Here is a 26,151-nt window from a genome sequence, read left to right as displayed (position 1 = left end):
CTCAGACGCTTGTGGCGCCGACCTCCACACCGTGTTCGGCGGCGAGGCGTCGCAGGTCGTCGAGCTCTGCCTGCTCCACCTCGGCGAGGAAGTCGTCGCCCTCGTCACGAGCCCGGGTCAGATCGGACTCGGTCGCCCTTATGCGCTGCAGAAGTCCTGCGGTGAATGCGTCCATGCTGCGCCCCCTCGTCCTTGGGTCGTGGGTCGGTGGCACGGGGGTGTGCCGGTTGGGAAGGGGCGATCACGTCTCCAGCAGATGCCCGGCGCGCTGCCCTGCCGGGCGGCCACGGTGCCGGACACCCACGCCCGCTCTGCGGAAAGCGGACCGGAGTGCCACATGGTGGTGTGGCACATGCAGAGCGTGATCGCGGGGTGTAAAGCCGTCCTCCCCCCGCTCTCTTCCACGGAAACCTCAACCGCACGAGAAAATCTCGCATTCCCGGGCCTCACACCCGCCCTTCATGCCGCCCTCACCGTCTTACCGCCGACTTATGGCCGAAAAGGGCAGGATGGGATGCACACACTCACCAGCACCCCTGCCCACGCGCGCTCACCGAGCGCTACGCGGGTGGACACAGGAAGGACAAGCGACGTGCGCGTACTCGTCGTCGAGGACGAGCAGCTGCTCGCCGATGCGGTGGCCACCGGACTGCGCCGGGAGGCCATGGCCGTCGACGTCGTGTACGACGGTGCGGCCGCCCTGGAGCGCATCGGCGTCAACGACTACGACGTGGTCGTCCTCGACCGCGACCTCCCCCTCGTGCACGGCGACGACGTCTGCCGCAAGATCGTCGAGCTGGGCATGCCCACGCGCGTGCTGATGCTCACGGCGTCGGGCGACGTCAGCGACCGGGTCGAGGGCCTGGAGATCGGCGCCGACGACTACCTCCCCAAGCCCTTCGCCTTCAGCGAGCTGATCGCACGCGTGCGTGCCCTCGGCCGGCGCACCAGCGTGCCGCTGCCGCCCGTCCTGGAGCGCGCCGGCATCAAGCTCGACCCCAACCGCCGCGAGGTCTTCCGCGACGGCAAGGAGGTCCAGCTCGCGCCCAAGGAGTTCGCCGTCCTGGAAGTGCTGATGCGCAGCGAGGGTGCCGTCGTCTCCGCGGAACAGCTCCTGGAGAAGGCGTGGGACGAGAACACCGACCCGTTCACCAACGTCGTACGCGTGACCGTCATGACCCTCCGCCGCAAGCTGGGCGAACCCCCGGTGATCGTGACGGTGCCCGGCTCCGGCTACCGGATCTGATCCCCGTGGCAGCGACGCCCGCGCCTCCCCAGGCGCCTCCGAAGCCCACTTGGGACCCCCGGAGGCCGCAGCCCAACCTCCCGTGGCTGCGCCCGACCATCCGGATACGCCTCACGCTGCTGTACGGCGGCATGTTCCTGATCGCCGGCATCCTGCTGCTGTCGATCATCTACCTGCTCGCCGCCCAGGCCATCAGCACGGGCAACCAGCCGCCGTTCAAGATCGTGAGTCTCGGCGTCAACGACGAGATCAAGGTCGCCAGCGCCGACTGCCCCGCGGTCAACCAGGCCAACGCGACCAGCCTGACGCTCACCCAGTTCAACACCGCGATCAGCGCCTGCATCGACCACCAGCGCCAGGTCGCCCTGGACAACCTGCTCAGCCGCTCGCTGCTGGCCCTCCTCGGCCTCGCCGTGATCGCCTTCGCCTTCGGCTACGCGATGGCCGGACGGGTCCTGTCCCCGCTCGGCCGGATCACCCGCACCGCCCGCGCGGTGGCGGGCTCGGACCTCTCCCGCCGGATCGAGCTGGACGGCCCGGACGACGAGCTGAAGGAGCTGGCCGACACCTTCGACGACATGCTGGAGCGCCTCCAGCGGGCCTTCACGGCCCAGCAGCGCTTCGTCGGCAACGCCTCGCACGAGCTGCGGACACCGCTGGCGATCAACCGCACGCTGCTCGAGGTGCACCTGTCCGATCCGGGCGCGCCCGTGGAGCTTCAGCAGCTCGGCAAGACCCTGCTGGCCACCAACGAGCGCAGCGAGCAGCTCGTGGAGGGCCTGCTGCTGCTCGCCCGCAGCGACAACCAGATAGTCGAGCGCAAGCCGGTCGACCTCGCCGAGGTCGCCGAGCAGGCCGTCGACCAGGTGCACGCGGAGGCGGACGCCAAGGGCGTGACGATCCGCGGCGAGCAGAAGCCGGCGGTCGTCCAGGGCAACGGCGTCCTGCTGGAGCGCATCGCCCTGAACCTGGTGCAGAACGCCGTGCGCTACAACGTGCCGGAGGACGGCTGGGTCGAGGTCACCACCGAGGTCCAGCACGGCCAGGCGGTCCTGGTCGTGTCCAACACGGGACCGGTCGTCCCGGCGTACGAGGTCGACAACCTCTTCGAGCCCTTCCGGCGGCTGCGTACGGAGCGCACGGGGAGCGACAAGGGGGTCGGGCTCGGGCTGTCCATCGTGCGGTCCGTGGCCCGGGCGCACGGCGGGCACATCACGGCCCAGCCGCGCGAGGGAGGAGGCCTCGTGATGCGGGTCACCCTTCCCGTCTGAGACCATGTCGCCGACACACGCGGGGATGTTCGCTTTGCGCGGAATTTTCAGGGCTCGCCCCTGACACTTCCGTGTGTGATCGATCACAAGGGCGAATTTCCGGCCATCTACTCTCCGTGATCATGGAGGGCGTCGGAAGGCCCGGAAAATCCGGGTTTTCGGGGGTCCTGATCACGGGAAGTACACGGTGAGACGCCTTTGAAGTGCGGCAACGGGACCGTGTACGGTCCCGATCGCCATCCAAGCCGATCACTCTTGAGGAGTCCGGTTGGGTGTCGATTGAGTAACAGACCTTGATGTGAGGCAAAATCTCCGCCTCGAGGCGGGCACAAGTCCGGCCTCTCACGCGTTACGTGCGCTGGAGACACCGCAGACACCCAGAGGGGGAGAGGCGAAATGGCAACCGATTACGACACCCCACGCAAGACCGATGACGATGTCGATTCCGACAGCCTTGAGGAGCTGAAGGCACGGCGGAACGACAAGTCCGCCTCCGCTGTCGACGTCGACGAGTTCGAGGCCGCGGAGGGCCTTGAGCTGCCCGGCGCCGACCTCTCCAACGAGGAGCTGGCGGTCCGAGTACTGCCCAAGCAGCAGGACGAGTTCACTTGCATGAGCTGTTTCCTGGTGCACCACCGCAGCCAGCTGGCCCGGGAGAAGAACGGTCAGCCGATCTGCCGCGACTGCGACTGAGGCGGGGTCGGCCGTGACTGGCTCGACCCCTTCCCGGAAGCGCCGCTTCTCCTTGCCGGGAGCGGACAAAGGGCCCTCCGAAGGCCCTCACGGCGTGCGTGACGACGAGCGAGGCTCATCCGGCAAGGGAGTGACCCCTGCGGGATCGGCCTCGCTCGGAACGGCAGGTGACGGGGCTGACCTCCCGGCGCCGCGCCAGGAAACCGCGGCCGTCGCCAGGCGACGTGCCGCGGTCATCCGCGAGAAGGCCAGGGACCTGGCCCGGGAAGGCGTCCGCAAGGGCGGTGACCGTGCCAGGGCGGCCCTGGCCTACCTCACCGACCGCATCATCGAGATCGCCCCCAGAATCCCCGTACGGGACCTTCAGACGCTCCGCAGACAGTTTCCGGGGTTGGGGCCCGAGGACCTCGCGGACAAGCTCGTGGCGGGCGCGGCGAACGCCACGTCCACGGTCGGCGCCGGCATCGGGGCGGCCGCGATGCTCCCCGTGCCGCCCGCGATGCCCACCGAACTGGCCGCGGAGATCACCGGCGTCGCCGCGATCGAGCTGAAGCTGATCGCGGAACTCCACGAGGTCTACGGCGTACGGCCGCCCGGCAACCTCAAGGACCGCAGCACCGCGTATCTGCGCTCCTGGTCCGGTGAACGCGGCGTCGACCCGCTGAAGCCGTCCACGATCAACTCCGCGCTCGGCGGCCAGATGCGGCGCGAGCTGCGCCAGCAGGTCATGAAGCGCATGGTCCGCGACCTGCCGAACCTCATGCCGTTCCTGGTGGGCGCCGCCGTCGGCGCGCTCATGAACCGGCGGGACACCAGAAAGCTGGCCGCGAAGATCCGGACCGATCTGCGCAAGGCGCAGGTGCCGTGGGACGCGCTGCCGGACCTGCCGCGCCTGGAGAAGCCCGCGGACGCGCTGGACATGGAACAGCTCCCCGGGAATCCCAGGGAGCTGGGGTACTGAGGAGTTCCGGCGCGCGGATCCCCCCCCGCGAAGGCTCCGCGCGGCGCGTTGAGAGGCGCGCTGCCTAGGCCGCGGCCTCCCGCGCCGACACCAGGGCCTGCGCCAGCCGCTCCGGCTCGCGCGTCGACAGGTACAGGTACGGCGTCGGGTCCTGCGGGTCGGTGACCTGCACGCGCAGTGCCGTCGGGATGTAGGCGCGCAGCAGCAGGAACGCGCGCGTGTCGGCCTTGTACGTGCGCCAGGCGCGCGCCTCCTCCGCGTCCAGGACCTCCGCCTCGCCCAGGGCCGTCACCGGGATCTTCGCCTCGCCGGCGATCAGCGAGTCGCCCACGACCCGGATGCGGACCGAGCCGTAGGAGCTGGCCACGACCGCCGCGGCCGCGGTGCCGCCGACCAGACCGCCCAGCAGCGGCAGGGTGCCGAACGGCAGCAGGATCAGGGCGAAGGAGACGCCCACGAGGAACGACACCAGCCACCAGGAGCGGGGGGCGGTGAGGCGTTCTTCGTAGGAGGTGGCGGAGAGCTGCATGCAGCCAAGCTTGGCACGGTGTCCGGATCGGGCGGACGCGCGGGTAAGGTCTGCGGCTGTGAGTGGTACTTCCGCAGCTCTTCAACCTCCGGCCGACGCCGGGAAACCCGTTCGGCACCCCGATGCCCCCGCGCCCGGTGAGCTGCTCGGTGCCCACTACGAACAGTGTTTCGGGTGTGGCGGCGGGCAGTCGCACGGGCTGCACCTGGCGGCGCGGGCCGGCGAGGGGGTGACCGTCACCGCCGAGTTCACCGTCCAGCCCGCCCACCAGGGGGCGCCTGGGCTCGCCCACGGCGGTGTGCTGGCCACCGCCCTCGACGAGACGCTCGGCTCGCTGAACTGGCTGCTGCGGACGATCGCCGTGACCGGGCGGCTGGAGACCGACTTCGTCCGGCCGGTGCCCGTGGGCACCACGCTGTACCTGGAGGCCGAGGTGACGGCGGTGGCTCGGCGGAAGATCTACTCGACCGCCACCGGCCGGATCGGCGGCCCCGACGGGCCGGTCGCCGTCCGTGCCGACGCGCTCTTCATCGAGGTCGCCGTGGAGCACTTCGTGCACCACGGCCGCGAGGAGGAGATCCGGGCCGCGATGAGCGACCCGGACCGGATCCGGCGCACCCGCGCCTTCGAGGTGAACCCGTGAGCCGTGCCCCGCTGGACGTCCTGATCCGCCGCGTCGACCCCGACGTACCGCTTCCGGCGTACGAGCACCCCGGGGACGCGGGGGCCGATCTGCGGACCACCGAGGCCTGCGAACTGGCGCCGGGGGAGCGGGCGGTGCTGCCGACGGGGGTGTCCGTCGCGCTGCCCGAGGGGTACGCGGCCTTCGTGCACCCGCGGTCGGGGCTCGCCGCCCGGTGCGGAGTCGCGCTCGTGAATGCCCCGGGGACGGTTGATGCCGGGTACCGTGGGGAGATCAAGGTGATCGTGGTGAATCTCGACCCGCGCGAGTCCGTGCGGTTCGAGCGCTTCGACCGGATTGCCCAACTGGTTGTCCAGCAGGTCGAGAGGGTCCGCTTCCAGGAGGTGGCGGAACTTCCCGATTCGGCACGGGCCGCGGGGGGCTTCGGGTCCACCGGCGGGCATGCCGCGGTGGGCGGTGCAAGCGGTCAGGCCGCCAAGGGCGGCACTGTGGGTGGGTATCGATACGCTTCGGTCGTATCCGACCGGGAAGGACAGTGACGTGTTCGGACGTCGCAAGAAGAAGGGTGCCGCCGAGGACGCGGCCGGCGAGGCCGAGCAGGTCGTCGACAGTGTCGACACTGAGGCGGACGAAGAGGTAACCGGCGAGCGCGAGCGCGTCCGGCTCGAACCGGAGCCGCGGCCCGACGGGCCGTGGGACGACTCCGAGGTCCGCGACCCGGCCGAGGGCCGGGTGGACCTGGGCGGTCTGTTCGTGCCGGGTGTCGACGGCATGGAGCTGCGGGTCGAGGTCGCGGGCGACGCGATCGTCGCGGCCACCGTCGTGCTGCGCGACAGCGCCATCCAGCTCCAGGCCTTCGCCGCACCCAAGCGCGAGGGCATCTGGGGCGAGGTGCGCGAGGAGATCGGCTCCGGCATCACCCAGCAGGGTGGCATCATCGACGAGGTCGAGGGCCCCCTGGGCTGGGAGCTGCGGGCCCAGGTGCCGGTGCAGCTGCCGGACGGCACGGGCGGCTTCCACGTCGTACGGTTCGTCGGCGTGGACGGTCCCCGCTGGTTCCTGCGCGGTGTGATCTCGGGTCAGGGCGCGGTGCAGCCGCAGGCCGCCGGGCTGCTCGAGCAGATCTTCCGGGACACGGTCGTGGTCCGCGGCGAGGGCCCGATGGCGCCTCGCGACCCGATCGTCCTCAAGCTGCCGAACGACGCGCAGATGGTGCCGGAGGGTGTCCAGCAGCAGGAGGAGGGCTCGCGCTTCTCCGGCGGCATGGGCCAGCTCCAGCGCGGACCGGAGATCACCGAGGTCCGCTGACCGCACGGCAGGCACACGACTGAAAGGGCCGCATCCCGCTCCGGGGTGCGGCCCTTCGTCATGCCGTCGTCATGCCCTTCACCGCGCCCTCGCCGTGCCGCCCCGTCAGGCCGGGGCCGCGCGGACCCTTGACGGCGGATTGGTCTGTACCTATGGTCTCGGCTCAACGCCTCGTTCATAAGGGCACTCTGTGTTCACATACGAGAACGAACGGAGCTGCTGTGCGCCGAACCGCATCCGCAATCCTTGTGACCGTCACCGCCCTCGTGCTGGCGGTCCTCGCGCCACCCGACACTCCTCGCGCCGAGGCCGCCCCCGCCGTCTTCGCCCACCCCGGGGTCACGGTCTCCCGGGGACAACTGGACTTCGTCCGCACCCAGGTCGCCTCCGGGGCCCAGCCCTGGAAGGGCGCCTTCGACCAGATGCTGGCGAGCAGGTACGCCGACCTCAATCGGGCCCCCAAGCCCCGCGCGGTCGTCGAGTGCGGTTCGTACTCGAACCCCAACTACGGCTGCACCGACGAGCGGGAGGACGCCCTCGCCGCCTACACCGACGCCCTCGCCTGGTACATCACGCGGGACGAGCGGTACGCGCGCAAGGCCATCGAACTGATGGACGCCTGGTCCGCCGTCATCACGGACCACACCAACAGCAACGCGCCCCTCCAGACCGGCTGGGCCGGCTCCTCCTGGCCGAAGGCCGCCGAGATCATCAAGCACACCTACTCCGGGACCTGGGCGAACTCCGGCCGCTTCGCGACCATGCTGCGCAACGTCTATCTGCCCGAGGTGATCAACGGATCCAACTCCAACGGCAACTGGGAGCTGTCGATGATGGAGGCGGCCGTCGGCATCTCCGTCTTCCTCGAGGACCGGACGTCGTACGACAGGGCCATGGCCCGCTTCCGTACCCGCACCGCCGCCTACGTCTACCTCGCCTCCGACGGTGCTCTGCCGAAGACCGTGCCGAGCCAGAACCTCGACACGCGGGAGAAGATCGTCAACTACTGGCAGGGGCAGGGCACCTTCGTCACCGGATTGACCCAGGAGACCTGCCGCGATCTCACCCACACCGGGTACGGCATCTCCGCGATCTCGCACATCGCCGAGACCAGCCGGATCCAGGGCCAGGACCTGTACGGCACCGACGTCGGCGAGCGGCTGCGGCAGGCCCTGGGCTTCCAGTCCAGGTACCAGCTCGGTACGGCCGTCCCGAGCTGGCTGTGCGGCGGCTCGCTGACGCTGGGGCTCGGCCCGGTCACCGAGGTCGGATACAACGCCCTGCACCACCGGCTCGGCATCGCGATGACCAACACCCAGACCCTCACCGAGCGCAACCGTCCCGCGGGCACCAACAACCTCTTCGTCGCCTGGGAGACGCTGACCCACGCCGAGAATTCCGCGTGAACCGATCAGGGGGGCTCGTCCGATGAACGGGTGAGGGGCGGCGAGGCCAGGCACGGCATCCGGTCGCGTCAGGGTTGCGTCAAGGACGCCCCTCATCCTGCGGATGATCCCGTTTGTCGGAACTGTTGGCCGTAAGGTCGACGCTGCGTACGCAGCAGTTACTGGAAGACAATGAGGCCATGGCACGCGGCAAGCTTCGGATCTACCTCGGTGCGGCACCGGGTGTGGGCAAGACGTACGCGATGCTGTCCGAGGCGCACCGGCGGGTGGAGCGCGGCACGGACTGCGTCGTCGCGTTCGTGGAGCACCACGACCGCCCGCGCACCGAGGTGATGCTGCACGGCCTGGAGCAGGTCCCGCGCCGCGAGCTGGCCTACCGCGGCGCCGTCTTCACCGAGATGGACGTGGACGCCGTCCTCACCCGCCACCCCCACGTCGCCCTGGTCGACGAACTGGCCCACACCAACATCCCCGGCTCGCGCAACGCCAAGCGCTGGCAGGACGTGGAGGAGCTGCTGGCCGCCGGGATCGACGTGGTCTCGACCGTCAACATCCAGCACCTGGAGTCCCTCGGCGACGTCGTGGAGTCGATCACCGGGGTACGGCAGCAGGAGACCGTCCCCGACGAGTTCGTCCGGCGCGCCGACCAGATCGAACTGGTCGACATGTCCCCGCAGGCCCTGCGGCGGCGCATGGCCCACGGCAACATCTACCGGCCGGACAAGGTCGACGCGGCCCTGTCGAACTACTTCCGGCCCGGCAACCTGACCGCGCTGCGCGAGCTGGCCCTGCTCTGGGTGGCCGACCGGGTCGACGAGTACCTGAAGCAGTACCGCAGCGAGCACCGGGTGTCGGCGATCTGGGGCTCGCGGGAGCGGATCGTGGTCGGACTGACCGGTGGCCCGGAGGGGCGCACCCTCATCCGGCGGGCCGCCCGGCTCGCCGAGAAGGGCGCAGGCGGCGAGGTGCTCGCCGTGTACATAGCGCGCAGTGACGGGCTGACCTCCGCCTCGCCCAAGGAACTCGCGGTCCAGCGCACCCTCGTCGAGGACCTGGGCGGCACCTTCCACCACGTGGTCGGCGACGACATACCGGCCGCGCTGCTCGCCTTCGCCCGCGGGGTGAACGCCACCCAGATCGTCCTCGGCTCCTCGCGCCGCAAGGCCTGGCAGTACGTCTTCGGACCCGGCGTCGGCGCGACGGTCGCCCGGGAGTCGGGGTCCGACCTCGACGTGCACATCGTCACCCACGACGAGGTCGCCAAGGGGCGGGGGCTGCCGGTGGCCCGGGGCGCCCGGCTCGGGCGGTCCCGCATCATCTGGGGCTGGGTGATCGGACTGGCCGGTCCGGCGCTCCTGGCGGTCCTGCTGAACATCGTCGACCTGGGCCTCGCCAACGACATGCTGCTGTTCCTGGCGGTGACGGTGGCGGCCGCGCTGGCCGGCGGGCTGCTGCCGGCCCTGGCCTCGGCGGCGCTGGGCTCCCTGCTGCTGAACTACTACTACACCCCGCCCCTGCACCGCTGGACCATCGCCGACCCGAAGAACATCGTCGCCATCCTGATCTTCGTCGGGGTCGGCGTCTCGGTGGCCTCGGTGGTGGACCTGGCCGCCCGGCGCACCCACCAGGCGGCCCGGCTGAGAGCCGAGTCCGAGATCCTGTCCTACCTGGCCGGCAATGTGCTGCGCGGCGAGACCAGCCTGGAGGCACTGCTGGAGCGGGTGCGGGAGACCTTCGGCATGGAGTCGGCGGCGCTGCTGGAGCGGGCGGACGACCGGGCGCCGTGGACCTGCGCGGGCCACATGGGCGTCGGCCGGCCGGTCGAGCGGCCGGAGGACGCGGACGTGGACGTGCCCGTCGGCGACCACATGGCACTGGCGCTCACCGGCCGGGTGCTGCCCGCCGAGGACCGCCGGGTGCTGGCCGCGTTCGCCGCGCAGGCGGTCGTCGTGCTGGACCGGCGACGGCTCCAGGAGGAGGCCGAGCAGGCCCGCGCGCTGGCCGAGGGCAACCGGATCCGCACCGCCCTGCTGGCCGCCGTCAGCCACGATCTGCGGACCCCGCTGGCCGCGATCAAGGCGGCGGTGTCCAGCCTGAGAGCCGACGACGTGGCCTGGTCCGAGGAGGACGAGGCGGAGCTGCTCGAAGGCATCGAGGACGGCGCGGACCGCCTCGACCACCTGGTGGGCAACCTGCTCGACATGTCCCGCCTCCAGACCGGCACGGTCACCCCGATCATCCGGGAGATCGACCTCGACGAGGTGGTGCCGATGGCCCTCGGCGGGGTGCCCGACCCGGGGGAGACCGTGGAGCTGGACATCCCCGAGACGCTGCCGATGGTCGCCGTGGACGCCGGGCTGCTGGAGCGGTCGGTGGCCAACCTGGTGGAGAACGCGGTCAAGTACAGCCCCGCCGACGAACCGGTGCTGGTCTCGGCGAGCGTGCTGTCCGACCGGGTCGAGGTGCGCGTGGTGGACCGCGGTCCGGGCGTTCCCGACGAGGCCAAGGAGCGGATCTTCGCGCCCTTCCAGCGGTACGGTGACGCTCCGCGCGGGGCGGGGGTGGGACTCGGCCTCGCGGTGGCCCGCGGCTTCGCCGAGGCCATGGGCGGCACCCTCAACGCCGAGGACACCCCGGGCGGGGGCCTGACCATGGTCCTCACGCTGCGCGCGGCGGGATCGCGACCGCAGTTGCCGCCCGGCGCGGATGCCGAGGCGCGGGCCGCGGCAGAGGAACGCTCGGCACAACGGGAAAGGCAGGCTTCATGGTGAGCCCTGCTGGGGGGATCCCCCAGACCTCGACGAGGGTGCTTGTCATCGACGACGAACCGCAGATCGTGCGCGCCCTCGTGATCAACCTCAAGGCGCGCAAGTACGAGGTCGACGCCGCCCACGACGGCGCCACCGCCCTCAAGCTCGCCGCCGCCCGCCACCCGGACGTGGTCGTCCTCGACCTGGGACTGCCCGACATGGACGGCGTCGAGGTGATCAAGGGGCTGCGCGGCTGGACCCGGGTGCCGATCCTGGTGCTGTCCGCCCGGCACACCTCGGACGAGAAGGTCGAGGCGCTCGACGCCGGCGCCGACGACTACGTCACGAAGCCCTTCGGCATGGACGAGCTGCTGGCCCGGCTGCGGGCCGCCGTGCGCCGCGCCGAGCCCGCCGGGGGCGAGGAGGACGACGCCCTGGTGGAGACCGACGACTTCACCGTCGACCTGACCGCGAAGAAGGTCCACCGGGCCGGGAAGGACGTCCGGCTGACGCCCACCGAGTGGCATCTGCTGGAGGTGCTGGTGCGCAACACCGGCCGGCTGGTCAGCCAGAAACAGCTGCTCCAGGAGGTCTGGGGGCCGTCGTACGGGACGGAGACGAACTACCTGCGGGTCTACATGGCCCAGCTGAGACGCAAGCTGGAGGCGGACCCGTCGCATCCCGAGCACTTCATCACGGAGCCGGGGATGGGATATCGGTTCGAGCGATAGTGCGCGGCGGTGTCCGGGCACCGCGGCAGTACCAGGGGTACGGCGGTGTCGGCGGGCACCGGTACGCTTCAGATATGAGTGCTGTTCCTCGTTCCGAAAAGCCGGCGGGCCGTTTCCGGCGCATGCTCGACCGGCTCTCCTCGTCCCAGGAGGACCTGGAGTCGGAGGAGCTGCGAGAGGACGCCGAGACGGCCGGATGCACCCGCATCGGAGACTGCCAGGACCGCCAGATCGTGACGGTTACTGGTACCTTGCGCACGGTCACCCTGCGGCCGCGGGCCGGGGTCCCGGCCCTGGAGGCGGAGCTGTTCGACGGCAGCGCCGCGCTGGACGTGGTGTGGCTGGGCAGGCGTTCCATCGTGGGGATAGAACCGGGGCGCAGGCTCATCGCATCGGGCCGGATCTCCATGAGCAGAGGCCGCCGGGTGCTCTTCAACCCGAAGTACGAACTGAGACCCCTCGGTAGGGAGTAGCCGGTGACGTCGCTCGACAAGCCGACCGAAGACACTCAGCAGGACGACGCCCGGGCGGTGACCGAGGCGGCCTTGTTCGAGGCGTTCGGCGGCGTGCGGGGCATGGTCGAGACGGTGATGCCCGGCCTCCTCTTCGTCACGATCTTCACGATCAACAAGGACCTGCACATGGCGGCGATCGCCGCCCTCGCGGTCTCGGTGATCCTGGTCGTGGTCCGCCTGGTGATGAAGGACACCGTCAAGCACGCCTTCAGCGGCGTCTTCGGCGTCGCCTTCGGTGTCGTCTTCGCGATGATGACCGGCAACGCCAAGGACTTCTATCTGCCCGGCATGATCTACACGCTGGGCCTGGCGCTGGCCTACATCATCACGACCCTGTGCGGGGTCCCGCTGATCGGGCTGATCCTCGGCCCGGTGTTCAAGGAGAACCTCTCCTGGCGCACCCGCAACCCGGGCCGCAAGACGGCGTACGCCAAGGCCAGTTGGGCGTGGGGCCTGATCCTGCTCGCCAAGTGCGCCATCCTCTTCCCGCTGTACTGGTGGGCCGACACGACCCAGCTCGGCTGGGTGCTGGTCGCGCTGAAGATCCCGCCGTTCCTGCTCGCCGTCTACCTGACCTGGGTCTTCCTGGCGAAGGCGCCCGCGCCGATCGACGTCTTCGCGGAGATGGAGGCGGAGGAGAAGGCGGAGGCCGAGCGCACGGCGGCCGCCGCGGAGGCTGGTGGGCGGCACCGTCGGGAGGGCTAGTACCCGGCGTTTTGGTGACCGTCCCCGGTGACCGCCTCCGGGGGCTGCGCCCCCAGACCCCCGCTTCGGCCCTGAACGGGCCTCGTCCTCCATCGCCGGACCCGCTGGCAGGGAAAGGGCGCCCTGAGATTTCAGGGCGCCCTTTGCCGTCGTCACCCGCTCCGGTCAGCTGCCGGTGTCCTCCTTGCGGACCGACAGCAGGTCCTCCAGCTGCTCCTCCCGCGCCTGCGCGGCCACGAACAGCAGCTCGTCGCCCGGCTCCAGCGAGTCCTCGCGGGTCGGGGTGAGGACACGCGTGCCGCGGATGATGGTGACCAGGGAGGTGTCCTCCGGCCACTCCACGTCGCCGACCTGCGTGCCGGCCAGGGCCGACTCCTCGGGGAGGGTCAGTTCGACGAGGTTCGCGTCGCCGTGGCTGAAGCGCAGCAGCCGGACCAGGTCGCCGACGCTCACCGCCTCCTCGACCAGGGCGGACATCAGACGCGGGGTGGAGACGGCCACGTCGACGCCCCAGGACTCGTTGAAGAGCCACTCGTTCTTGGGGTTGTTGACCCGGGCGACGACGCGCGGAACGCCGTACTCCGTCTTCGCCAGCAGCGAGACGACCAGGTTGACCTTGTCGTCGCCGGTGGCGGCGATCACGACGTTGCAGCGCTGGAGGGCCGCCTCGTCGAGGGACGTGATCTCGCAGGCGTCGGCGAGCAGCCACTCCGCCTGGGGGACGCGCTCGACCGAGATGGCGGTCGGCGCCTTGTCGACGAGCAGGACCTCGTGGCCGTTCTCCAGCAGCTCGCCCGCGATCGAGCGGCCGACGGCGCCGGCTCCGGCAATGGCGACCCTCATCAGTGACCGCCTTCCTTCGGGCCCTCGGCGAACGACGCCTCGACCTTCTCCACCTCGTCGGTGCGCATCATCACGTGGACCAGGTCGCCTTCCTGGAGCACCGTCTGCGAGGTCGGCAGGATCGCCTCGCCGAGACGGGTCAGGAACGCCACGCGGACGCCCGTCTCCTCCTGGAGCTTGCTGATCTTGTGGCCGACCCAGGACGGGGCGGCGTGCACCTCGGCGAGCTGGACGCCCCCGGTGGGGTCGCGCCACAGCGGCTCGGCGCCCGAGGGCAGCAGCCGGCGCAGCATCTGGTCGGCCGTCCAGCGGACGGTGGCGACGGTGGGGATGCCCAGGCGCTGGTAGACCTCGGCGCGCCGCGGGTCGTAGATCCGGGCCGCGACGTTCTCGATGCCGAACATCTCGCGGGCCACCCGGGCGGCGATGATGTTGGAGTTGTCACCGCTGGAGACGGCGGCGAAGGCGCCCGCCTCCTCGATGCCGGCCTCGCGCAGGGTGTCCTGGTCGAAGCCGACTCCGGTGACACGACGGCCGCCGAAACCGGAGCCCAGTCGTCGGAAGGCGGTGGGGTCCTGGTCGATCACGGCGACCGTGTGCCCCTGTTGCTCCAGGGTCTGGGCGAGAGCGGAACCCACTCTGCCGCAGCCCATGATGACGATGTGCACGCCCGTCCTTCCGAGGTCAAGAAGTCAAGATGTCCGTCAGTTCTCTTGCGTGGCTCTGAACAGGGTCTCAGACCGTCGACCAAGCTACACACGCGCGGTCGTCCAGGGGCACCCCCGTGCACGGTTCGGGGGATCAGCGGCGGCTGATGCTCCAGAGACTGAGAAAGGTAAGGATTCCGAGGCCGACGAGGGTGCCGGCGGCGCCGATCAGCTCCGCGGTCGTGTGCATGGAACCTCCGAGAGGTGGCAGCGGGACGGGGTTTGTCATATATGCATGGCGATCCGTGCCGCTGCGGAATCCGTAGCCGCGCCGTGGCCGATTTCACCCGTGAGGCAGACGCGGCGTCCCGGGGCCGGGGGAGGGTGGGCGACCCCGTGTTCGAAGGCTTACGATCCTCTGTTGTGTCCAAACTGACCGACGTGCCCAAAAGGATTCTGATCGGGCGCGCACTGCGCAGTGATCGGCTGGGGGAAACGCTCCTGCCGAAGCGCATCGCCCTGCCCGTCTTCGCTTCCGACCCGCTGTCCTCCGTGGCCTACGCGCCCGGGGAGGTGCTGCTGGTCCTGTCCATCGCGGGCGTGTCGGCCTACCACTTCAGCCCGTGGATCGCCCTCGCGGTCGTCGTGCTGATGTTCACGGTGGTCGCCTCCTACCGGCAGAACGTCCACGCCTACCCCAGTGGCGGCGGTGACTACGAGGTCGCCAACACCAACCTCGGTGCCAAGGCGGGCCTGACCGTCGCGAGCGCCCTGCTCGTCGACTACGTCCTCACCGTCGCCGTGTCCATCTCCTCCGGCATCGAGAACCTCGGTTCCGCGGTCCCGTTCGTCGTCGAGCACAAGGTGGCCTGCGCGGTCGCCGTGGTTGTCCTGCTGACGCTGATGAACCTGCGCGGCGTCAAGGAGTCCGGGAAGCTCTTCGCCATCCCGACCTACGTGTTCGTCGCCGGCGTCTTCATCATGATCGCCTGGGGCGCGTTCCGCGGCCTGGTCCTCGACGACAGCATGCGGGCGCCGACGGCCGAGTACACGATCAAGCCCGAGCACCAGGGGCTGGCCGGGTTCGCGCTGGTCTTCCTGTTGCTGCGAGCCTTCTCCTCCGGCTGTGCGGCGCTCACCGGCGTCGAGGCGATCTCCAACGGCGTCCCGGCGTTCCGTAAACCCAAGTCGAAGAACGCGGCGACCACGCTGGCGGCGATGGGCCTGCTGGCCGTCACCATGTTCTGCGGCATCATCGTCCTGGCCCTGGTCACCGACGTCCGCATGGCCGAGAACCCGGCCGTCGACCTGCTGAACAACGGGGTCGCGGTCGGCGCCGACTACGTCCAGAACCCGGTGATCACCCAGGTCGCCGAGGCCGTCTTCGGCAAGGGCAGCATCCTCTTCATCGTGCTCGCCGCGGCCACGGCCCTGGTGCTGTTCCTCGCCGCCAACACCGCCTACAACGGCTTCCCGGTGCTCGGCTCGATCCTCGCCCAGGACCGCTACCTGCCCCGCCAGCTGCACACCCGGGGCGACCGCCTGGCGTTCTCCAACGGCATCGTGCTCCTGGCCGGCGCGGCCAGCCTGCTGATCGTGATCTACGGCGCCGACTCCACGCGGCTGATCCAGCTGTACATCGTCGGTGTGTTCGTGTCGTTCACGCTCAGCCAGATCGGCATGGTCCGCCACTGGAACCGCCATCTGGCCACCGAGACCGACCCGGCCAAGCGCCGCCACATGGTCCGCTCGCGCGCGATCAACACCTTCGGCGCCTTCTTCACCGGCCTGGTCCTGGTCGTCGTCCTCGTCACCAAGTTCACCCACGGCGCCTGGGTCGCCCTGCTCGGCATGGTGATCTTCTACGCGACGATGACCGCCATCCGTAAGCACTACGACCGGGTGGCCGAGGAGATCGCGGCCCCCGAGGGCCCGAGCGACGACAGCGTACGGCCGTCCCGCGTGCACTCGGTCGTGCTGATCTCGAAGATCCACCGGCCGACGCTGCGCGCCCTCGCCTACGCCAAGCTGATGCGCTCCGACACCCTGGAGGCGCTCACCGTCAACGTCGACCCGGCCGAGACGAAGCTGCTGCGCGAGGAGTGGGAGCGGCGCGGGATCGACGTACCGCTGAAGGTCCTCGACTCGCCGTACCGCGAGATCACGCGGCCGATCATCGAGTACGTCAAGGGCCTGCGCAAGGAGTCGCCGCGGGACGCGGTGTCGGTGATCATCCCCGAGTACGTGGTCGGCCACTGGTACGAGCACCTGCTGCACAACCAGAGCGCGCTGCGGCTGAAGGGCCGGCTGCTGTTCACCCCGGGCATCATGGTCACGTCCGTCCCGTACCAGCTGGAGTCCTCCGAGGCAGCGCGGATGCGCGCCCGCAAGCGGTCGGAGTGGAACGCGCCGGGTGCGGTGCGGCGCGGTCCGGCGGAGGCGGCCCGGCCGAAGGAGCCGTCGGACAGCTCGGCCGGTGGTGGCGGTGGTACCGGCGGTACTGGGGGTTCCTCCGGCGCCTCGGGCGGCTCGTCGGGCACCAAGCGCTGAGGCCTTTCTGGTCAACGGCCGGGCGGCACCCACGTAGACTGGTGGGCTGTTGTCCGGCCGTTTTCTCATCTCGTCACTGGAGTCACCCCGCCATGCAGGCAGAACCGAAGAAATCGCTGGTGGGGACCGAGTACGAGGTCGAGATCGGCCCCGTCGCCCACGGCGGTCACTGCATCGCCCGCACCGAATCGGGCCAGGTGCTGTTCGTCCGGCACGCGCTGCCCGGCGAGCGGGTCGTGGCCCAGGTGACCGACGGCGAGGAAGGCGCGCGGTTCCTGCGCGCGGACGCCGTACGGATCATCGAGGCATCCAAGGACCGCGTCGAGGCCCCCTGCCCCTTCGCCGGCCCCGGCCGCTGCGGCGGCTGCGACTGGCAGCACGCCAAGCCGGGCGCCCAGCGCCGGCTCAAGGGCGAGGTCATCGCCGAGCAGCTCCAGCGGCTCGCCGGACTCACCCCCGAAGAGGCCGGCTGGGACGGCACCGTGATGCCGGCCGAGGGCGACAAGCTCCCGGCGGGGCAGGTGCCGCAGTGGCGTACGCGCGTGCAGTACGCGGTGGACGCGGACGGCAACGCCGGGCTGCGCCGGCACCGCTCGCACGAGGTCGAGCCGGTCGACCACTGCATGATCGCGGCTCCCGGTGTCACCGAGCTGGGCATCGAGAAGCGGGACTGGACCGGGATGGCCTCGGTCGACGCGATCGCGGCGACGGGCTCGCAGGACCGCATGGTGATCCTCGAACCCCGTCCCGGTGCCCGCCTTCCCCTCGTCGAACTCGACAAGCCGGTCTCCGTGATGCGTGTCGAGGAGAAGGACGGCGGCATCCACCGTGTCCACGGCCGGGCGTTCGTGCGCGAACGCGCCGACGGCCGTACGTACCGCGTCGGCAGCGGCGGTTTCTGGCAGGTCCACCCGATGGCTGCCGACACGCTGGTCAAGGCCGTCATGCAGGGCCTGCTGCCGCGCAAGGGCGACATGGCGCTCGACCTGTACTGCGGCGTCGGGCTCTTCGCCGGCGCCCTCGCGGACCGCCTCGGCGACAAGGGCGCGGTCCTCGGCATCGAGTCCGGCAAGCGCGCGGTCGAGGACGCCCGGCACAACCTCGCGGGCTTCGACCGGGTACGGATCGAGCAGGGCAAGGTGGAGAGCGTCCTCCCGCGCACCGGGATCACGGAGGTCGACCTGATCGTCCTCGACCCGCCGCGGGCGGGGGCGGGGCGCAAGACGGTGGAGCACCTCTCGTCGCTGGGGGCGCGGAGGATCGCGTACGTGGCCTGCGACCCGGCCGCGCTGGCGCGGGATCTGGGGTACTTCCGGGACGGGGGGTACCGGGTGCGGACGCTGCGGGCGTTCGACCTGTTCCCGATGACGCATCATGTTGAATGCGTCGCGATCCTTGAGCCTGCCGCAAAGGGCGCCTGACCTGCTGTTTTTAGCTGGTGTGCGTGATGTGCGTTGCGGGCGTTACGGGCGATATCTTGACGCACGTTTGACGCACGCGGCGCATGTCGACGCACGTTCTGACGTGTCGTCAGGTGTCTTGGGCTGCAGGTCAGTAGCCCGCGAAGGCTGGGATCTGGCCGAGGGCGCCCGCGCGATCCCTGCGAGCTGGTCTTCCAGGGGGCGGTCGGGGGTGTCGGCCCATTCGATGGCTCGGTGGGGATTGCCGCCGCGGAGAAAGATGGCTCCAGAAGGCCGGGTCCGCAGTGTCAGGGGAGCCGGAGTCGTAGGCGGCGATGGTGAGGGTGCCGGGTAGCGGCGAGCTGGGCATGACGCCCACTTGGACCAGCCGGACTGTCTGTACGAGGCGCTCACCGGCGTCTCCCCTTAGCGTGGTGACCGAACTCGGGATTCGGGCGCTCTGGCAACCGTCTGGGGGTTTCGTGCTGAAAGTCAGCGTCGTGGTGCCCGTCTACAACGCGGGCCGCTACATCGAGCTCTGCTCCCCTTCACTGCTCCACCAGAGCATCGGCCGGGAGTCGTACGAGGTCATCTACGTCGACGACGGCTCGACCGACGACTCCGCCGAGCGGCTCGACCGGCTGGCCGCCCAGTACCCGCACGTGCGCGTCTTCCACCAGGAGAACTCCGGCTGGCCCGGCAAGCCCCGCAACGTCGGTGTCCGCCACGCCCGCGGCGTATACGTCCAGTTCGTCGACCAGGACGACGAGCTGACCCCCGAGGCCCTGGAACGCCTCTACGCTCTCGCCGCCCGCAACGGCTCCGACATCGTCATGGGCAAGGTGGCCGGCACCATGCAGGGGCCCCACAACCTCTTCAAACGCACCGTCGAGCGTTGCACGGCCGCGGACGCTCCCCTCTTCGAGAGCCTCACTCCGCACAAGATGTTCCGCCGCACCTTCCTCCTCGACCACGGCATCGAGTTCCCCGAGGGACCGGTGCGTCTGGAGGACCAGGTGTTCATGGCCCGGGCCTACGTGCGCGCCAGGACGGTCTCCATCCTCGGCGACTACCCCTGCTATCTGTGGAACCGCCGCGACGACGGAGGCAACACCAGCAGCCGGCCCGCCGCCCCCGAGGACTACTACGCCCACCTGCGGACGGTGGTGGAGGCAGTCAAGGAGGGCATCGAGCCCGGCCCTCTCCAGGACCACCTGCTGCGCCGCTCCTACCGGGTCGAACTCCTGCGCCCGGTGAGCGAGCCGCGAGTCCTCCAGCGCACCGGCAAGGAACTCGAACGCTACTTCGACGTCGTGCGCCGGATGGCCCTGGACGCCTACCCCCCGGGCGTACGGCAAGGACTCCCGGCGATCACCAGACTCAGGGCGACCCTGCTGGAGGAGGGGCTCCTCGACTCCCTCGTCGAACTGGCCCGCCGGGTCCGGGACATCAAGCCCCACCTCACCATCGACGACATCCGCTGGCAGGCAGGCAGGCTCCGCGTCACAACGACGATCGGCATGGTCCGCTCCGACGGCGAACCCCTTACCCTGCAGGAACGGTACGGTCGGCTGCTCCTGGACCCCGAGCTCCTCGAAGGCATCAAGGGCGCCGAAGGCTGGGAGGCTCCGCACCCACTCGCCTACGCCCGAGGGGAACTGCTCGTCCACGACACCGCGCGCAACCAGTGGTGGTTTCCCGACGCGGACCTGCGACCCCGTACGGAGCCGCTGGGCGCCGGCCGGCACCATGTGCTCATCTCCGGCGTGACGGTCATCGACCCCCTGACCCTGACCGGCGGCCACTGCTTGCCTCCCGGCACCCACCAGATCTGGGCCGACGCCCAACTCCTGGGCGTCGGCCGCCGCATCCGCCTCACCCGCCCAGCCCCCCGCTCCCGCCTTGCCCCGGTCACGGTGGGCACTCCGCCCCGCCTGGTCATTCCCGGCTGGACCGCCCGAGACAGCCAGCTGCGCCTGGCCGTGGGCCCTCCGGCCGGCACCAACATCGCGCACCGCATCCTCCTGCGCACCACGTCCGCAGCCCCCGTCCGCCGCGCCGCCCGAGCCGTCCTCCACCAACTCCCACCCGCGCTGCGACAGAGGGCCCGGACCCTGGCTCACCAAGCCGACCCATGGAGGCGGGCCGCCACAGACCGGCCGGGACCCGACGCTCCGAAGTCCCGGCGGACCCACCTTCGCTCAGACTGAGAACGCGGCGGTCTCCCTTCTTCGATCAGATTGATCAACGACTGCCGGGCGTAGGAGAGCAGGTGCCCGGCATGACGCGAAGCGGCCGGGGCGCGGGGCCGGTTTCTCGCGGGCGGACCTGCGGTGGCGGATGCGGCTGTGTCCGCGGGCTGCCGGCGCCGGTGGGCCGCAAGGACGGCCGGCAGCTGGCGGAGTACGCAGGACATCGCGGCGGACCAGGTCCTTGGTCAGCTCGCCCTTGGTCAGCTCGCCCTTGGTCGCGCAGGCGCGCTCGTCGGGGATCTTCGCCTCCGGGCACCGCTCACGATCCCTGGTCCAGCACTTGGGCAGGTAGAGCTCGCGGTCGACCAGGGCCCGTCCGCGGACAGTGGCGTAGGCCGCGAAGCGCCGTTCAGCACATGTTGCAGCCCAGCAGGGGCTGCATCGCCTCGGCCTGCTCACCGGCCTGGCCGCCACCGCCGTCCTCCTCCTGCGCCGCTACCACCAAGGGCTCGCCGGTCGCATGAGCGAGCCAGTCCCGGCCTGACCGCAGCCCACCGTCGGTCCAGCTGACGGTACGTCTCTAGCCCAGCGGGTCACGACCACTTCCTGGAGACGCAGTGAAAGCACGGGCGGTGCCGCGGACGCGCAGGGCGACCTTGTCGCCGACTGCGGGTGGGACGGCGGCCGGGTCGAAGATCCGGGCGGCCACCGGCGTGCCGTCGTTCAGGTGCAGGGCCAGCACCGCGTCGTGGCCGTAGAAGTCGCGTTGTACGACGGTCGCGGCGACCGCGTCCTGGGCACCGATCGGGGCGAGGGTGATCTGCTCGGGCCGCAGCAGTACGCGGATCGGGCCGGTCGGCACGCCTCCGTCGGCCTCGGCCGTGGTGACTCGTACCGTGCCCAGTGGGGTGCGGGCCCGGTCGCCGTCCCGGACCGCGTGCAGCCACACGGCTTCGCCGACGAAGCCGGCCACCCACGGGTCGGCCGGGCAGCGGTAGACGATCTCGGGCGGTCCGCTCTGGACGATCCGGCCTTCGCGCATGACGGCGACCTCGTCGGCCATCGACAGGGCCTCCGCCTGGTCGTGGGTGACGAGGACGGCGGTGGCGCCGTCGGCACGCAGGGCCTGCCATACGTCCCGGCGCAGTTCGGCCCGTAGCGCGGCGTCGAGCGCGTTGAACGGTTCGTCGAGCAGCACGACCGGTGGGCGCGGCGCGAGTGCCCGGGCGACCGCGACGCGCTGCTGCTGCCCGCCGGAGAGGTGGTGCGGCATCCGGTCCTGGAAGCCGGCCAGGCCCACCAGGTTCAGAACGGCGGCTGCCCGGCCGGCCTTCCGGGCGGAGCGGTCGAGCCCGTAGGAGACGTTGCCGAGCACGGAGAGGTGCGGGAAGAGGGCGCCTTCCTGCGGGACCATTGCGATGCGTCGCCGTTCGGGCGGCGTGGCCGCGGCGGGGGAGGCGATGCGGCGGCCGTCGACGCGGATCTCGCCGGCGTCGAGTGCTTCGAAGCCGGCGACGCAGCGCAGCAGGGTGGTCTTGCCGCAACCGGAGGGGCCGAGCACGGCCACCAGCGCTCCGGACGGGACCGTGAGGTCCACACCGGACAGTGCCTGGACCCGTCCGTATGCCTTGCGGACGCCGACGATACGCAGGTCCGCCATGTCAGCCGCCTCCCCGGGTGAGTACTCCGGTGCGCGCCGACAGCCACCAGGTGGGCACGGCGGCGATGAGCACCAGAAGAGCCGCGTAGGGTGCGGCGGCCGCGTACGCGGCGACCGAGGTGTGCGTCCACAGGCCGGTGGCCAGGGTGTTCATCCCGGTGGGGCGCAGCAGCAAGGTGGCGGGCAGCTCCTTCATGCAGGTGAGGAAGACCAGTGCGGCCCCGGCGCCGATGCCGGGTGCGGCCAGCGGCAGGGTCACCGTGCGCAGCACGTAGGAAGGTCGGCGCCCGAGCGAGCGTGCCACCTCATCGAGGCCGGGCGGGGCCTGCGCCGCGGCGGCGCCGACGGCCGCGACCGCGAGGGGCAGGAAGAGCGCCGCGTACGCCAAGGCGAGCAGCCACACGCTCTGGTAGAGCGGGTAGGCCACGTTGATGCCGAAGAACACCAGGGAAAGACCGATGACCAGACCGGGCAGCGCGTGCGAGAGATAGGCGAGGCGGTCCAGGGCCACGGCGAGCAGACCGGGTGCACGGACGGCGAGCAGACCGACGGGCAGCCCGAGCAGCAGGGTGACGGCCGTCCCGAGCAAGGAGACACCGAGCGAGTTCCCCGCCGCGGTGGCGAGCTCGGCAAGCGATGCGGGGCGTGAGACGCCTTCGCCGGACCACCGGAGCAGGCTCCCGGCCGGGACACCGAGGGCCAGTGCGATCACGCCGGTGAGCCCGAGCAGGGCCGGCCACCGCAGCCGTCCCAGGCGCAGCCGCGCCGGCGGTCGGGGCGCCCCGCCGCCCAGGCGCGCGTAACGGGCCGCGCGCCGCCGGGTGAGCTGCTCGCCGAGGAGTACGAGGGCGGTGAGGGCGACGAGCACGGTGGCGAGCACGAGGGCCCCCGTACGGTCGAAGCCGAGGTTGATCGAGGTGAAGATGGCCCTTGTGAAGACGTCGACCCGCAGGATGGAGACGGCGCCGAAGTCGGAGAGCACGTAGAGCGCGACGAGCAACGCGCCCGCCGACACCGCCGGCCGCACCTGCCGCAGCGTCACTCCGAGGGCCGTGCGCCACGGCCCGCTCCCCAGCGACCGCGCCACCTCCTCCTGCGCCGGGTCCGCACCGGCCAACGCGGCGGCGACCGGCAGGTAGACGTAGGGGTACGAAACCAGCGTAAGGACGAGCGCGGCCGCCCAGAAGCCCTCGAATCCCCCGACCGTGGACACCCAGGCGAAGGAGGCGACGTAGCTGGGCACCGCGAGCGGCAACGCGGCCAGCACCCCGAACACGCGCCGCCCCGGCACATCGGTGCGGATCACCAGGAACGCCGAAGCCACGCCCAGTACGGTGCATGCCGCGGTGACGACCGCCGCCAGCGCCACACTGCGGACGACCAGTACCCCGGTGCGCGCCGTGAACACCTCCTCGGCGATCCGGGCCCAGCCCGCCTCACCGACGCGTACCGCCAAATACACCAAGGGGATGAGGGCGACCCCGACGGCCAGCACCGCGGCGCCGGCCAGCACGGGACGCGGCATCAGCTGCCGCACCCGCCGCAGGGTGAGGACCGGTGTGCTCACACGAGACCCGACTCCTTGATCATCTTGACGGTGGCCTCCAGGCCGGCCAGGTCATTGAGGTCGATGTCCGGCGAGTTCAGTGAGGACAGCTCGGGCAGGCCGGGTGCGCTCGCGACTCCGGCCACGAGCGGGTACTCGTACGTCTCCTCGGCGAAGTACCTCTGCGCCTCGGTGCCCAGCAGGTAGTCGACGAAAGCACGCACGTCGGGATCGGCAGCGGACCCGTCCAGCACGCCGACGCCGGAGACGTTGACCAGGGCGCCGGTGTCCCCACCCGGGAAGAAGTGGTTCTTCGCCTTCAGCGCGTCGACGGAGGTGCCCTTCTCCTTGGCCAGCTCGTACACGTAGTAGTGGTTGACCAGTCCGGTGGCGAGCCTGCCTGCGTCGACGTCGGCGACGATGGGGCTGTTGCCCTCCCGGATCTGTGCGTCGTTGGCCTTCAGTCCCGCGAGGAACTCCTCGGTCTTCTCGTCGCCGTGCTGGACCCGCATCGCCGTCACGAATGCCTGGAACGAGCCGTTGGTCGGCGCGATTCCGACCTTGCCCTTCCACTTCGGCTCGGTCAGCTCGAACACCGACTTCGGTAGATCGGCGGCGGGCACCTGGTCGGTGTTGTAGACCAGCACGCGTGAGCGGCCGGTGACTCCGACCCACTCTCCGCCCGTCGCGCGATACTCCTTCTGCACCTTGTCCAGGACCTCGGCGGGCAGTGGGGCGAACAGCCCCTCCTCCGTCACGGCACCCAGTGCGCCCGCGTCCTGGGCGAGGAACACGTCGGCCGGACTCTTGCTCCCCTCCTCCAGCAGCTGGGCGGCCATCTGCGCCGTGTCGCCGTACCGCACCTCGACGGTGATGCCACTGGCTTTCTGGAAGCTGTCCAGCACCGGTTTGACGAGCGACTCGCTCCGCCCGCTGTACACGGTGATCTTCTTGTCGGAACCGCCCTCGGGCGGCTCTTCCTGCGCCGAACCGCAGGCCGCGACTCCCGAGGCCAGCAAGCCGCCGAGGGCCGACGCCAGCACGAGCCTCATCCGGGGGGTACGCACGATCCCACTCCTCTGTCGCGGGTCAGCCGGGCTGCTGTCGCGGGTCAGCCGGGCTGCGGGGCGGGCGCAACCCGCTGTTAGGTCAGGCTAACCTTAGAAAAGTGAGGAATGCCAGATTTGCGTGCCATGGGAGTGATGCCGGTTCCAGCAGGCGCCGCCGCAGGATTCGAGTCAGCCCTCGGGCTGCTCGACGACCTGCGCGAGGTACAACGGCTCGCCCAGCTTCTCGATGAGCGCCAGCTGTGTGTCGAGGTAGTCGATGTGGTCCTCCTCGTCCGCGAGGATCGACTCGAAGAGGTTCGCCGAGGTGACGTCTCCCTTGGAGCGCATGACCCCGATACCCCGCCTGAGTCGGTCGATCGCCTCCACCTCCACCTCGCGGTCGGCCCGGAACATCTCGGTGACCGTCTGCCCCACCCGCACATGGAAGAGCCGCTGATAGTTGGGCAGGCCGCCAAGGAGGAGAATCCGGTCGGTCAGAACCTCCGCATGGTTCATCTCCTCGAACGACTCGTGCCGCGTGTAGGCCGCGAGCTTCGTCCAACCGAAGCTCTCCTGCATCTTGTGATGCAAGAAGTACTGATTGATCGCGGTCAGCTCCGCGGTCAGCTGTTCGTTCAGGAACTCGAGTACCTCGGGGTCGTCCTGCATGACAACGCCGTCCTTTCAGAGGTACTGACGCCATGCCGCGCCGCTCTGCACCGCGACTGGCGCGGCAGGCGCGCACTCACACAATCGGCCCTTCGCGGCCGGCCGCGAATCCGGCTCGGCCGGGACGATGCCGTTGCAGCCCTCTTCTCCGATCCTAACGCGCACCTGATCAAGGCGTCAGGCGAGAGGGCTTCCCGCGGAGGAGCCCAGCCCGGGCAGCCGCGACGGTGGGCGCGGGGTGGCGTGCGGTGGGCCCCAGTCCAGATGCCGGGGGCAGGACCACGAGGCCGTCGGCCGGCCCGCCCGGCTCCCCGAGCGAGTCCGGCAGGGCGTACGGCCGGGCCTCCGAGCCGCGGGCCTCAGAATCGTGCACGACCACCCAGTAGTCGGATTCCTCGACCGACGCGGCGCACAGGTGGTGGCCGTCGAGCGAGACGGCCACGAATTCGGGGGAACCCGTCACGCCGGCGATACGTGACGGGAGGTTCCTGCCGACCGGGTCTTTCACCCTCACCCAGCCGACCGTGCTCCCCCCGGACACGGGCGGGAGGATGAGGAATTCTCCGTTGTCCGCGTAGAGCGACGCCTGCGCGGCATGGTGATGCCACGCCTCGTCCAGGGCGTCGGCGGCGTGGGGGGCGGAGGCGGGGATCTCGGCGACCGGCTCCACCTCGAATCCGCTGACCGCATGGATGGCGGCGGTCACGGGCGGGCCGTCGGACGCCGCCTCCCCCGTCACCTCCAGTCCGCAGCGGCCAAGGGTGTCCCGCCACTCCGGTGCCTGCCGGTCCGTGATGATCCCTGACCCTTCATCGGTCCCCACGGCGTTCCATTGCC

General features: G+C 70.6%; 24 protein-coding genes and 2 pseudogenes. 16 read left to right on the top strand and 10 right to left on the bottom strand.

Annotated features, from left to right (window positions below):
• Position 1: 1 nt before the first annotated feature.
• Positions 2-175 carry a hypothetical protein gene (locus ACZ6D7_RS27995; protein ID WP_177244520.1) on the bottom strand — a complete coding sequence of 58 codons (174 nt, stop codon included), beginning with the start codon at positions 173-175 and terminating at the stop codon, positions 2-4.
• A 417-nt stretch (positions 176-592) separates the two neighbouring features.
• Here ACZ6D7_RS27995 and ACZ6D7_RS27990 point away from each other — a divergent pair, with 417 nt between their 5' ends.
• The 4 genes from ACZ6D7_RS27990 (at position 593) to ACZ6D7_RS27975 (ending at position 4,171) form a co-directional block, all read left to right on the top strand.
• Positions 593-1,246 (top strand): response regulator transcription factor, encoded by a 654-nt coding sequence (locus tag ACZ6D7_RS27990; protein WP_003993508.1) that lies wholly within the window; start codon positions 593-595, stop codon positions 1,244-1,246.
• Positions 1,247-1,251: 5 nt separating this feature from the next.
• Positions 1,252-2,517 carry a sensor histidine kinase gene (locus tag ACZ6D7_RS27985; protein WP_469496341.1) on the top strand — a complete coding sequence of 422 codons (1,266 nt, stop codon included), beginning with the start codon at positions 1,252-1,254 and terminating at the stop codon, positions 2,515-2,517.
• 396 nt (positions 2,518-2,913) lie between these two features.
• Complete coding sequence (locus tag ACZ6D7_RS27980; protein WP_003993510.1) at positions 2,914-3,210, top strand: DUF4193 domain-containing protein; 297 nt, start codon at positions 2,914-2,916, stop codon at positions 3,208-3,210.
• Positions 3,211-3,223: 13 nt separating this feature from the next.
• Positions 3,224-4,171: a hypothetical protein gene (locus ACZ6D7_RS27975; protein ID WP_469496334.1), complete on the top strand. Its 948-nt coding sequence runs from the start codon at positions 3,224-3,226 to the stop codon at positions 4,169-4,171.
• A gap of 64 nt (positions 4,172-4,235) precedes the next feature.
• Here ACZ6D7_RS27975 and ACZ6D7_RS27970 read toward each other — a convergent pair whose 3' ends face one another.
• Entirely contained in the window at positions 4,236-4,700 is a 465-nt protein-coding gene (locus ACZ6D7_RS27970; protein ID WP_469496330.1) for a DUF3093 domain-containing protein, read from the bottom strand.
• Between the two features lie 58 nt (positions 4,701-4,758).
• On the opposite strand from ACZ6D7_RS27970, the gene ACZ6D7_RS27965 reads away from it, so the two are divergent.
• From ACZ6D7_RS27965 to ACZ6D7_RS27930, 8 genes are all read left to right on the top strand, one after another.
• Positions 4,759-5,343, top strand: coding sequence for a PaaI family thioesterase (locus tag ACZ6D7_RS27965; RefSeq protein WP_469496325.1), 585 nt, complete (start codon positions 4,759-4,761; stop codon positions 5,341-5,343).
• Positions 5,340-5,882, top strand: coding sequence for a dUTP diphosphatase (dut, locus tag ACZ6D7_RS27960; RefSeq protein ID WP_469496321.1), 543 nt, complete (start codon positions 5,340-5,342; stop codon positions 5,880-5,882). Before ACZ6D7_RS27965 ends, dut begins: the two co-directional genes overlap by 4 nt.
• A gap of 1 nt (position 5,883) precedes the next feature.
• Positions 5,884-6,651, top strand: coding sequence for a DUF3710 domain-containing protein (locus tag ACZ6D7_RS27955; protein WP_469496318.1), 768 nt, complete (start codon positions 5,884-5,886; stop codon positions 6,649-6,651).
• A 248-nt stretch (positions 6,652-6,899) separates the two neighbouring features.
• Positions 6,900-8,057, top strand: coding sequence for an alginate lyase family protein (locus ACZ6D7_RS27950; RefSeq protein ID WP_469496314.1), 1,158 nt, complete (start codon positions 6,900-6,902; stop codon positions 8,055-8,057).
• Between the two features lie 179 nt (positions 8,058-8,236).
• Positions 8,237-10,828 (top strand): ATP-binding protein, encoded by a 2,592-nt coding sequence (locus ACZ6D7_RS27945; protein WP_469496311.1) that lies wholly within the window; start codon positions 8,237-8,239, stop codon positions 10,826-10,828.
• Positions 10,822-11,538, top strand: coding sequence for a response regulator (locus tag ACZ6D7_RS27940; protein WP_469496308.1), 717 nt, complete (start codon positions 10,822-10,824; stop codon positions 11,536-11,538). Before ACZ6D7_RS27945 ends, ACZ6D7_RS27940 begins: the two co-directional genes overlap by 7 nt.
• 74 nt (positions 11,539-11,612) lie before the next feature.
• Positions 11,613-12,011, top strand: coding sequence for an OB-fold nucleic acid binding domain-containing protein (locus ACZ6D7_RS27935; RefSeq protein ID WP_159536198.1), 399 nt, complete (start codon positions 11,613-11,615; stop codon positions 12,009-12,011).
• A 3-nt stretch (positions 12,012-12,014) separates the two neighbouring features.
• Positions 12,015-12,758 (top strand): DUF3159 domain-containing protein, encoded by a 744-nt coding sequence (locus tag ACZ6D7_RS27930; RefSeq protein ID WP_469496304.1) that lies wholly within the window; start codon positions 12,015-12,017, stop codon positions 12,756-12,758.
• Between the two features lie 165 nt (positions 12,759-12,923).
• Here the strand turns inward: ACZ6D7_RS27930 and ACZ6D7_RS27925 are convergent, their stop codons facing one another.
• Positions 12,924-13,601, bottom strand: a complete 678-nt coding sequence (locus tag ACZ6D7_RS27925; RefSeq protein WP_020125145.1) for a potassium channel family protein — start codon at positions 13,599-13,601, stop codon at positions 12,924-12,926.
• Positions 13,601-14,269: a potassium channel family protein gene (locus ACZ6D7_RS27920; RefSeq protein ID WP_390661841.1), complete on the bottom strand. Its 669-nt coding sequence runs from the start codon at positions 14,267-14,269 to the stop codon at positions 13,601-13,603. Before ACZ6D7_RS27920 ends, ACZ6D7_RS27925 begins: the two co-directional genes overlap by 1 nt.
• Positions 14,270-14,671: 402 nt before the next feature.
• Between ACZ6D7_RS27920 and ACZ6D7_RS27915 the strand changes: the two genes are divergently transcribed.
• The 4 genes and pseudogenes from ACZ6D7_RS27915 to ACZ6D7_RS27900 form a co-directional block, all read left to right on the top strand.
• The gene (locus ACZ6D7_RS27915) at positions 14,672-16,798 is read left to right on the top strand and encodes an APC family permease (protein ID WP_469496299.1); all 2,127 of its coding nucleotides are present in this window, start codon (positions 14,672-14,674) and stop codon (positions 16,796-16,798) included.
• Between the two features lie 92 nt (positions 16,799-16,890).
• Complete coding sequence (locus ACZ6D7_RS27910; RefSeq protein ID WP_469496296.1) at positions 16,891-18,219, top strand: class I SAM-dependent RNA methyltransferase; 1,329 nt, start codon at positions 16,891-16,893, stop codon at positions 18,217-18,219.
• A gap of 461 nt (positions 18,220-18,680) precedes the next feature.
• Complete coding sequence (locus ACZ6D7_RS27905; RefSeq protein WP_469496293.1) at positions 18,681-20,408, top strand: glycosyltransferase family 2 protein; 1,728 nt, start codon at positions 18,681-18,683, stop codon at positions 20,406-20,408.
• Positions 20,409-20,502: 94 nt separating this feature from the next.
• Positions 20,503-20,629, top strand: a pseudogene (locus tag ACZ6D7_RS27900) (IS701 family transposase); the annotation flags it as partial.
• 16 nt (positions 20,630-20,645) lie between these two features.
• Here the strand turns inward: ACZ6D7_RS27900 and ACZ6D7_RS27895 are convergent.
• From ACZ6D7_RS27895 to ACZ6D7_RS27870, 6 genes and pseudogenes are all read right to left on the bottom strand, one after another.
• Positions 20,646-20,792: pseudogene (locus ACZ6D7_RS27895) on the bottom strand (IS701 family transposase); the annotation flags it as partial.
• A gap of 178 nt (positions 20,793-20,970) precedes the next feature.
• Positions 20,971-22,050, bottom strand: a complete 1,080-nt coding sequence (locus ACZ6D7_RS27890) for an ABC transporter ATP-binding protein (RefSeq protein ID WP_469496290.1) — start codon at positions 22,048-22,050, stop codon at positions 20,971-20,973.
• Position 22,051: 1 nt separating this feature from the next.
• Positions 22,052-23,617: an ABC transporter permease gene (locus ACZ6D7_RS27885; RefSeq protein WP_469496287.1), complete on the bottom strand. Its 1,566-nt coding sequence runs from the start codon at positions 23,615-23,617 to the stop codon at positions 22,052-22,054.
• Entirely contained in the window at positions 23,614-24,663 is a 1,050-nt protein-coding gene (locus tag ACZ6D7_RS27880; protein ID WP_469496285.1) for an iron ABC transporter substrate-binding protein, read from the bottom strand. Before ACZ6D7_RS27880 ends, ACZ6D7_RS27885 begins: the two co-directional genes overlap by 4 nt.
• Positions 24,664-24,834: 171 nt before the next feature.
• A complete protein-coding gene (gene bfr / locus ACZ6D7_RS27875) occupies positions 24,835-25,314 on the bottom strand; it encodes a bacterioferritin (protein ID WP_469496282.1) in 480 nt (159 codons plus the stop codon).
• A 169-nt stretch (positions 25,315-25,483) separates the two neighbouring features.
• Positions 25,484-26,137, bottom strand: a complete 654-nt coding sequence (locus ACZ6D7_RS27870; protein WP_469496279.1) for a PH domain-containing protein — start codon at positions 26,135-26,137, stop codon at positions 25,484-25,486.
• Between the last annotated feature and the right edge of the window lie 14 nt (positions 26,138-26,151).

It is taken from the genome of Streptomyces sp. NPDC041784, from assembly GCF_055591025.1.
Note: the sequence above shows the minus strand (reverse complement) of the source record. Positions and strands in the feature narration are given on the sequence as shown.